Genomic DNA, 5355 nt, shown 5'->3' on the forward strand with positions numbered 1-5355 from the left:
CGTCTTCGCCGCGCTCCTGGACCGGCGGCGCTACCTCTGCTCGACGCGCACGATGTTCCGGATCGTCGCCCGGCGCCGCGAGACGCGCGAGCGACGCGACCAGTTGACGCACCCCGCGTACGCGAAGCCGGAGCTCCTCGCCGCGGGCCCGAACCAGGTCTGGTCGTGGGACATCACGAAGCTCCGCGGCCCGCGGAAGTGGAGCTACTTCCACCTCTACGTCGTCCTCGACATCTTCAGCCGCTACGTGACCGGGTGGATGGTCGCGGAAAGGGAGAGCGCGGCGCTCGCCGTGCGCCTCCTCCACGACACCTGCGCCAAGCAGGGCGTCCGCCCCGGAACGCTCACTGGCCTGCCCCCATTCGCTGGTCCAACGAAACCGAGAGTCAAAGCGTCGCGGGTTCTTCGAGCTTCAGCGGGCCGGAGGGAGGCGGTGCCGACCGGAGGCCCGCCGAAGCTTGCGCCGCGAACTCGCAGGGGGGCAGGTTCCCGAGCGAGCGGTGCGGCCGGTTGACATCGTAGTCGATCCTCCAGTTCTCGATGGTGAAGCGCGCGTCGGCGAGCCCGCCGAACCAGTGCTGGTTCAGGCACTCGTCGCGGAGCTTGTCGTTGAAGCTCTCGATGAAGGGGTCGTCGGTCGGCGAGCCCGGGCGGCTGAAGCGCAGTTCCACGCCGTGCGCGTGCGCCGAGGCGTCCGTCGCCCGCGCGGTGAACTCCGTCCCGTTGTCAACCGTGATCGCGCGCGGGCGGCCGCGCGCCGCCGCCGGACGGTCGAGCCCGCGCACGAGGCGCGCCGCCGGCAGCGACGTGTCGACCTCGACCGCGAGGCGCATCCGCGTGACCACGTCGACGACGTTGCGCGTCCGGAACGCCCGCCCCGACTCCAGGGCGTCCTGCCCGAAGTCCATCGACCAGCACTCGCTCGGCCTGCTCGCCGGCGGCGTCGGCACGCGCGGCTCGCGGGCGAGGCGTTTGCGCTGCTTGCGCCGCACGGCCAAGTTCTCCCGGCGGTAGATCCCATGCACGCGCTTGTTGTTGATTCCCGGCAGTTCGCGCCGCCGCAGCACGTGCAGCCGGCGGCGGCCGAAGCGCGGCCGCTCCCGCGCCAGCCGCAACTGCGCCTCGCGGAGTCCCGGGGCGTCGCCGCGCCTCGGCTTGCGGCGGCACGTCGGACGACGGCTCCCGATCGGCCCGCACGCGCGTCGCTCGCTCATGCCGAGCCGGCGAGCGCGACGCACGCGTCCCGTCGCGCGGCGGGCGTCACCACTCTCTTGAGGCGATGTCCTTCAACACGCGGATGCCCAGCGCCTGCTCGGCGACGATCATCTTCAGCTTCCGGTTCTCGTCCTCGAGCGCCCTCAGCCGCACCGCGTCGCCGGCCTCCATCCCGCCGTACTTCGCCTTCCAGCGGTAGTACGTCTGGTCGCTGATCCCGTACTTCCGGCACAGCTCCCCGACCCTCACGCCGGCGTCCGCCTCCTTCAGGATGCCGACGATCTGCGCCTTGCCGAACCGGATCTTCTTCATGAGCGTCCTTTCGCGGGCGAAGTGTCGCCCCGAGGACTCTCGGCCAGCCCGGACCACTTTTCGGGGAGCACGCCACAAACGACGACGCGCCCCCTCCGAGGGGGGGCGCGTCGTCTGAGACTCACGTATTGCTACTTGCGGCCGGCGGGTTTCTTGGCGGGCTTCGGCTCCGGCGCGGCAGGCTGGGCGGTGGCGCCCTTCGCCTTGTCGATCAGGATCTTCATCGCGGGGGCGTCGTCGGCATTCGGCCGCGCGCCGAGGTAGTTCTCGAGCAGCGCGACGGCCGTGGCGTTGTCGCCCTTGCGGAGGGCGATGTAGCCCATCTCGCGGTTCGCCTCGGCGAGGTTCGGGTCGAGTTCGAGGGCCTTGCGGTAGGCCTGCTCGGCGCGGTCGAGCTTGTCGGCGTTGGAGAAGTTCGCGCCGATGTTGAACCACGCCTTGGCGTCCGGCTTCGCGACCTGTTCCATCTTCTGGAGGATCTCGATCGCCTTGTCTTCCTGGCCCTTGTCGGTGTAGATCGTGGCTATCGACGTGTAGGCGCTCGCCTCGGTCGGCGACTTCTCGAGGATCGCCTGATACGCGGCGAGGGCGTCGTCCTTGCGCCCCATCTCGTCGAGCAGGGCGGCGCGGTTGAGCATTACCGGGATCGCGTCCGGGGCGATCTTGATTTCTTCATCGTACCAATTCACCGCCTGCGCCTTGTCGCCTTTGCGGTAACAGACGTCGGCGAGGGCTCCGCGCGGCCCCACGAATTTCGGATCTGCTTCGATCGCGAGCTTCAGGTACTTCTCGGCGGAATCCCAGTTCTTGAGGCCGGCTTCGTTGATCCCCTTGAGATAGAGCGGCCCGAGCGCCTTCGGGATCTTGGCGAGGACCTGATCAACGACGGCGTTGGACTCGGCGAACTTCCCGTCCTGCGTGAGGCGATTCGCGTCGTTGATCATGGTGTTCATCTGTTCGGCTTCGGGACCGGTGAGAACGCCAGCATAGTAATTCTCCGGCACCATCACGAAGTCGTAGGTGCAGCTTGCGCTGGGCGGGAAGGAAACTTCCGGCATTTCCTGCTTGGGACCGAGTTCGCCGGCATTCTTGGAAACGACCTGCCCATTGCCGCTCTTGATTTCGAAGGCGACGGTGAACATGATCAGGCCTTCCTTGTGGGCCGTGATCTGGTACCGCCCCATCTTGAGGAACGGGAGTTTGTAGGCACCGTCCTTGCCGGTCTTGACCTTGCGGGTCCCTCCGCCGTCCTTGGCTCCGGCTGCGACGACTTGAACATCGGCCAACGGCCCGCCATCCTTCATCGTGACCGTTCCGGTAACCGTGACCATCTGCGCGACGGCCGCGGGGGCCGCGAATGCGGCAAGCGCGAGCGCGGCCGCGAGCAATCCTGCGCGTTTGAACACGAGCGCCTCCTTAGCGTTCATCCGAACGACTCCAGAATTCTAGCCTGCTCGACGCGGGCGGCGCGAACGGCCACACCTAGGATTTCGGCTGGAACAGCCGTCTGGTGTACAGTGCCCACATGATTACGAAGCTTACTGCCGTACGCTGGATCAAGCTCGTCGGGCTGGGCATGGTCGCCGCCGTCGGTCCAGGACCATGTATTGCTCAGGAAGATCCCCTGCCGATCGGGTTGACCGAAAACGTTCGCATTGATCTTGTTCAGTTCAACGTTCTGGCGACTGATAAACGCGGCAATCCAGTCTTCGACCTGAAGCCGGAGGATCTCCGTCTGTTTGATGGTGGTACGGAGCAGCGCGTGTCGTTCGTGGAGCCGTACGCGGCTCCCTTGCCCGTGCAGGTGTCGGCAAAACAGACGCCGACAGCGTCTAGGCAGACGGTGGAGGATACCGCAGCCAAGCCAGGGCGGTACTTGACGCTGTTCTTTGACACCGCCGGCACCTCGCTGCGGACGCGGAACATGGCGATCCCTGCGGCACGGGACTTTGTGGAACGGGAGCTGAGGCCGCGGGATCGCGTCGCGGTCGTGAATTTCACGGGTAAGCTCAAGATGGTCCAGACGTTCACGAGCGATCGAGCGCTCATTCTGGCCGCGGTTGACATGGTCGCGGGCGACATGAAGAACACGGTCGAAGACCGGGTCGGGGCGATCGACCAGCTTATCGAGGACTTCAGGCACTGTTCGAGCCTTGCGGACTCGTGGGGCTGCGCATCCAAGCACGCCTCCGAACGGGAGTTTGCGAACTGGCATGAACAGAGCGCCTTCCTGACGGCGCTGACGTCGTTCGCGCGGGCGATCGCACCCATCCCGGCCGCCAAGACCGTTATTCTCTTCACGGATGGTGTCCCGGCCCGTTGGGGAGCCGAGATCTACGCTGCGGCGGAAGCCACGCTGGGCGACAGCGTTGCGTCGGCGCTCGCGAACCGCGCTCCGCTGGCGTCTGAGAACCGTTTGTGGGACCGGTTCGCGGAGGCCGCAGCCTCTGCGCGCGTCTCCGTCTTTGCAATCTGCCCGAACGGCGGTTTTGGCCGATTTGCCTCAGTCTCGGCCAGGAATGAAAAGCCGTCCTCGGAAATCGAAAATAGGTCGCAGATTGATCCCTATCGGGAAAGCGAATCGAACTTCGCGCAGGGCGCGGCGATCCTCGCTGAGCGAACGGGCGGGCGGCTCTTGCGGTCGAACGATCTGGACGTGTCACTCAAGGAGGCGTCGCGGGTCTCAAGCGGCCTCTACACGGTCGGTTTTCAGCCGCGCGGCGTTGAGGTCGGGACCCTGAAGCACAACATCAAGGTCAAGTCGAACCGGAAGGGTGTGACGATCGAGTACGCGCGGGACGTTCCGCGGCGCGTCATCCGGCAGATTCTGAAGGGGGAAGTGACTACCGAGAAGAGTGCTTGCGAGGGCGACCGGCGGCAACTCCTTGTCCGACTCCGGCTCGATCGGGCGTCGTTGGCGTTCGAGGAAACCAAGAAGATCCTTTCGGCGAACTTCGCCGTTTACACGGAACTGCTCGTGGACGGTATCGACGATCCCGCATTTGTCGACTATCGCTTCTTCAACGCTTCGCGCGACGCCAAGGTCGCGAGCGTCGACGCGGGTGCCGATCCGACGGTTGAACAGCGACTGATCGTGCCGTGCTCCGGCCTGCGGCTCGCCCTGACCGCGACGGACGCGGCGACGGGAGCGCGGGCCGTTTTCACCGCTCGAATCGAAAAGTGAAGGCCCTTCATCTGGCATGCGCCGTGTTGTTTGCGGCGCCAATCTGGTCTGCTGGGTGCGCGCGTTCCGCGCCTCCGGCGCGGCACTTGCTTCTCATCACTCTGGACACCACCCGCGCTGACAGGCTCGGCTGCTACGGCCGCGCCCGGGCCGGGACACCATGGTTGGATCGGCTGGCAGCCGACGGTGTGCGCTGTGAGCGGGCATATTCGCAGGTTCCCATGACGTTGCCGTCGCACGTCTCGATCCTGACGGGCCTTTATCCAACGCACCACGGCGTGCACACGAACGGCGAGCGGACGATGAACGTCACGACGCCGACTCTTGCCGACCTGCTCGGCGCGCAGGGGTTCTATACCGCGGCGGCAATCGGTGGCTATCCGGTCGCGGGGCAGGTCGCGACCCGCCGAGGGTTTGCCGCGTACGACGATGAATTGGCCGACGCCCACAACCCGCGAGGCACGGAGCGGATTGCGGCCTCCGTCGTGGACGCCGCGCTGCGTCTCGTCGACCAGCGCGCCGGCAAGCGGCTCTTCCTCTGGGTCCACATCTACGATCCGCACGACCCGTACGAGCCGCCGTCGCCGTTCAAGGAGCGGTACGCCTCCGACCTCTACCAGGGCGAGATCGCCTACGCCGACTCG

At 66.3% G+C, this 5355-nt stretch carries 3 protein-coding genes and 2 pseudogenes; 3 read left to right on the plus strand and 2 right to left on the minus strand.

What is annotated here, in order from left to right:
- Positions 1–349 (plus strand): annotated as a pseudogene (locus LLG88_08495) (DDE-type integrase/transposase/recombinase).
- Positions 350–386: 37 nt separating this feature from the next.
- On the opposite strand, the pseudogene LLG88_08500 reads toward LLG88_08495, so the two are convergent.
- A pseudogene (locus tag LLG88_08500) lies at positions 387–1527 on the minus strand (IS3 family transposase).
- Positions 1528–1658: 131 nt separating this feature from the next.
- Positions 1659–2954, minus strand: coding sequence for a tetratricopeptide repeat protein (locus LLG88_08505; GenBank protein MCE5246942.1), 1296 nt, complete (start codon positions 2952–2954; stop codon positions 1659–1661).
- 98 nt (positions 2955–3052) lie between these two features.
- On the opposite strand from LLG88_08505, the gene LLG88_08510 reads away from it, so the two are divergent.
- Together LLG88_08510 and LLG88_08515 are read left to right on the plus strand one after the other, a co-directional pair.
- Positions 3053–4711, plus strand: coding sequence for a VWA domain-containing protein (locus LLG88_08510; protein ID MCE5246943.1), 1659 nt, complete (start codon positions 3053–3055; stop codon positions 4709–4711).
- 23 nt (positions 4712–4734) lie between these two features.
- On the plus strand, positions 4735–5355 hold a 621-nt coding region (locus LLG88_08515), incomplete at its 3' end, for a sulfatase-like hydrolase/transferase (protein MCE5246944.1).

Source organism: bacterium (genome assembly GCA_021372775.1).
Classification (GTDB): domain Bacteria; phylum Acidobacteriota; class Polarisedimenticolia; order J045; family J045; genus JAJFTU01.

What these genes read in the sequence shown, in the direction of transcription:
- LLG88_08505 (MCE5246942.1), bottom strand. Translation starts at nt 2,954, where the DNA reads ATGAACGCTAAGGAGGCGCTCGTGTTCAAACGCGCAGGATTGCTCGCG.
- LLG88_08510 (MCE5246943.1), top strand. Translation starts at nt 3,053, where the DNA reads ATGATTACGAAGCTTACTGCCGTACGCTGGATCAAGCTCGTCGGGCTG.